Annotated in this window: 5 protein-coding genes; 3 read left to right on the plus strand and 2 right to left on the minus strand. The window is 33.5% G+C overall.

From position 1 onward, the window contains the following. Nucleotides 1–210: 210 nt before the first annotated feature. On the minus strand, nt 211–1,188 hold the full coding sequence (locus EKM02_RS14595) for a ribonucleotide-diphosphate reductase subunit beta (RefSeq protein WP_126456400.1): 978 nt from the start codon (nt 1,186–1,188) through the stop codon (nt 211–213). A 261-nt stretch (nt 1,189–1,449) separates the two neighbouring features. Then, a complete protein-coding gene (locus tag EKM02_RS14600; protein ID WP_126456402.1) occupies nt 1,450–2,016 on the minus strand; it encodes a DUF3109 family protein in 567 nt (188 codons plus the stop codon). 141 nt (nt 2,017–2,157) lie between these two features. On the opposite strand from EKM02_RS14600, the gene EKM02_RS14605 reads away from it, so the two are divergent. The 3 genes from EKM02_RS14605 (at nt 2,158) to EKM02_RS14615 (ending at nt 3,417) form a co-directional block, all read left to right on the plus strand. Then, the gene (locus EKM02_RS14605; protein ID WP_126456404.1) at nt 2,158–2,733 is read left to right on the plus strand and encodes a MarC family protein; all 576 of its coding nucleotides are present in this window, start codon (nt 2,158–2,160) and stop codon (nt 2,731–2,733) included. Nucleotides 2,734–2,860: 127 nt separating this feature from the next. Then, nucleotides 2,861–3,061: a hypothetical protein gene (locus tag EKM02_RS14610; protein WP_126456406.1), complete on the plus strand. Its 201-nt coding sequence runs from the start codon at nt 2,861–2,863 to the stop codon at nt 3,059–3,061. Nucleotides 3,062–3,150: 89 nt separating this feature from the next. Continuing rightward, entirely contained in the window at nt 3,151–3,417 is a 267-nt protein-coding gene (locus tag EKM02_RS14615; protein WP_317124998.1) for a hypothetical protein, read from the plus strand. Nucleotides 3,418–3,443 lie beyond the last annotated feature (26 nt).

Consider the following 3,443-nt stretch of genomic DNA (forward strand, 5'->3'; position numbering starts at 1 on the left):
CTTTATAAAAATCTAAAATATTCATATCAAATCTGTTTAGATTTTAAAGATACAAAATGATTAGGTGTTAATACGGACAAGCATATTATTTTTTAAAGAAAAAAATAAAAAGGATTTTCATTACTATCTGGGCTATTAGAGCAGAAGTACGAAGAAATCTAGTGTAATTCGAGAAGACAAAATAAATCTTAGGATTCAAGAACTCAAATTTTAGAAATCGGCGTCAAAAGATATTTTTTGAGCATCTCCATCTGTGTTCATTACACCTGCTTTTTGATATTCAGCCACTTTCTTTTCAAAGAAGTTTGTTTTTCCTTGAAGTGAAATCATATCCATAAAATCAAATGGGTTTGTAGTGTTATATTCTCTGTCGCAACCTAATTCGACTAATAATCTGTCAGCAACAAATTCTAAATACTGTGTCATTAACACCGCATTCATTCCTATCAAACTCACAGGAAGTGATTCCGTAATAAATTCTCTTTCAATATTTAAAGCATCGACGATAATACTTCTGATTCTTTCTTTTGGCACTTTATTCACCAAGTGGTGGTTGTGCAAATGCACGGCAAAATCACAGTGAACTCCTTCGTCACGAGAAATCAATTCGTTAGAAAACGTCAATCCTGGCATTAAACCACGTTTTTTCAACCAATAAATAGAACAAAATGCTCCCGAAAAGAAAATTCCTTCCACTGCTGCAAAAGCGATTAACCTTTCAGCAAATGAATCCGATTCAATCCATTTTAAAGCCCAGTCCGCTTTTTTCTTAATTGCAGGAAAAACTTCTAAAGCATTGAATAATTCATCTTTCTCCACTTCATCTTTTACATAGGTATCAATCAATAACGAATAGGTTTCGCTGTGAATGTTTTCCATCATGATTTGGAACCCATAAAAGAATTTCGCTTCCGCATATTGCACTTCGTTTACAAAATTTTCAGCCAGATTTTCATTTACAATACCATCTGAAGCTGCAAAAAATGCTAAAATATGCTTGACAAAATAACGTTCATCATCAGAAAGTTTATTATTCCAGTCATTTAAATCTTGTGACAAATCGATTTCTTCAGCCGTCCAGAAACTGGCTTCCATTTTCTTATACCATTCCCAAATATCATGGTGTTTTATCGGAAAAATTACGAAACGATTTTTATTTTCTTGTAAAATTGGTTCAACTTGCGTCATTATAATTGTTTGTTTTTTTGAGGTTTTAACAAATTTTTAAGCTTTTTGAGAGATACAAAGGTTGTAAAATATTGCGGTTAATAAAAGCCAAACTTATTCACAATCGCCTATAGTTTTTAACAAATAGAGAAATTAAGACATTTTTCATACAAATTTTAAAACACTTAAATTCAGTATTTTAAACAATAATTAAAGGGATGGTGCACCGTAAAATATAGTTTTTTTAAATAATTAAACAAGAAAAACAGAATTCTTATTTACTTATTTTTTCATGTCTTGCGCCACCTTTTCAAGTTCAGCATACCAGTCTTCGCCAAATTTACGAATCAGGGCTTCTTTGACAAATTTGTATACCGGAACTTCAAGTTCCTGACCTAAAGAGCAGGCCGGATCACAAATATCCCATTTGTCATAATTAACAGCGGCAAACTCCGTAAAATCTTTCACCCGAACTGGATACAGATGACAAGAAACTGGTTTTTTCCAACTAATTGCTCCTTGATTATAGGCTTGCTCAATACCACATAGAGCGGTCTTACCATCAAAGATTGCGTAGGCACAATCTTTGTCGTCAATCAATGGCGTTTCAAGATCACCATCGGTACCTTTTACCCAAGTTCCTTGCGCTTCAATTGCAGCAATTCCTTGTTTGCGTAAAAAAGGCTTGATCTTTGGATAAATAGATTCGAGGATTTGAGTCTCCTCAAAACTCAATGGTGCGCCAGCATCACCATCAACGCAACAAGCGCCTTTACAAGCAGTCAAATTACAAACAAAATCTTTTTCGAGCAAGTCTTCTGAGACTATGGTTTTTCCTAGTTGAAACATTTCGCAAAGATATTCAAGAAATTTGAAAAAAGCACCTCAGCAACTCATAAATTCGAAAACAAAACCAAATAAAATTAAAAAGCTATTCCTGCAATAATCAGGGAAATTATCTACTTTTACCATAAATAAAAAAAGTCTGTTATGGAATTCGATATTCGAGAAATAATCACCGTAGGAATGGTACTTTTTGCCGTAATTGACATCGTGGGATCCATCCCGATTATCATTGATTTAAGAGCAAAACACGGACATATTGAATCCGAAAAAGCATCCATTGTAGCGGCCGTCATCATGATTGTTTTTCTTTTTGCCGGAGAAGAACTCTTAAAACTAATTGGAATTGATGTCAATTCTTTTGCTGTTGCAGGATCTTTTGTATTGTTTTTCTTGGCATTAGAGATGATTTTAGGAATTCGGATTTACCGAGACGAAGAAGCCAGTTCTGCCTCTATTGTTCCCCTTGCCTTCCCTTTGATTGCCGGCGCCGGAACAATGACCACCTTACTTTCTTTACGCTCCCAATTTTATACCATAAATATTGTAATTGCCATTTTATTAAATATTATTTTGGTCTATATCGTTTTAAAATCATCCTCAAAAATAGAAAAATTATTAGGCGAAAACGGACTTGGTGTAATCAGAAAGACTTTTGGCGTAGTACTTCTGGCTATTGCTGTTAAATTATTCGCTGCGAATGTTAAAGGTTTGTTTCTCTAAAATATAATTTCTTAAATTTGCTATAAAATTATAGTAAAATAAAAAATTTGATTTTTTTGGAACATTTTATTCTAAATAAAAAACACCCCCTAACATCTGCATTTTTTACCAAAAACAAAAACATTTTATGAAAATTTTCACTAACATCTTGGTATTTTTAGCAATAGCGCTAATCCTATTTAATGTTACTTTACTGGATTTCAAAAATCCATTTCAAGGAGATAGCGTAGTTGCATTTATCGGAATGGCAGCCTCTTTTTGTGCTGTATTGATTCTTCTAATATTCAGAATGTCAAAGAAAATAGAAGAAAAAACAAACGAAAAATAGCCTTGATCTTTGATGTACTTATCCTTGGCGGTGGCGTATCTAGCATGTCATGCGCTCTAATTTTGGGTTCTGCAAACAATAAATCCTTTGTGTCTAATAAAAAAATCGGGGTATTTACCCATCAAAAAACCTCAGCCCTTAAGGAAGCGCTATTCAATAATGTCTACGGAATCCCCGCAGGCACATTAGGCACTGAATTATTGAAAGAAAGTACAGGACATCTTTTAGAAAAATATCCGCACATTACACAAATTCCCAACGAAAAAGTACTAAAAATTGAGGACGCCGCTCCTGAGTTTGCTGTCACTTGTCTTGTCCTGAATAACCGATACAGATTATTAGATAAAAATATTTAATTAAACACTTGCAAAAACGTTTTTGC

This window comes from Flavobacterium sp. RSP49, from assembly GCF_003968735.1.
Classification (GTDB): domain Bacteria; phylum Bacteroidota; class Bacteroidia; order Flavobacteriales; family Flavobacteriaceae; genus Flavobacterium.

Excerpts from the sequence above, each read along its gene's own strand:
- EKM02_RS14600 (WP_126456402.1), bottom strand. The coding sequence starts at position 2,016 with ATGTTTCAACTAGGAAAAACCATAGTCTCAGAAGACTTGCTCGAAAAA.
- EKM02_RS14610 (WP_126456406.1), top strand. The coding sequence starts at position 2,861 with ATGAAAATTTTCACTAACATCTTGGTATTTTTAGCAATAGCGCTAATC.
- EKM02_RS14605 (WP_126456404.1), top strand. The coding sequence starts at position 2,158 with ATGGAATTCGATATTCGAGAAATAATCACCGTAGGAATGGTACTTTTT.
- EKM02_RS14595 (WP_126456400.1), bottom strand. The coding sequence starts at position 1,188 with ATGACGCAAGTTGAACCAATTTTACAAGAAAATAAAAATCGTTTCGTA.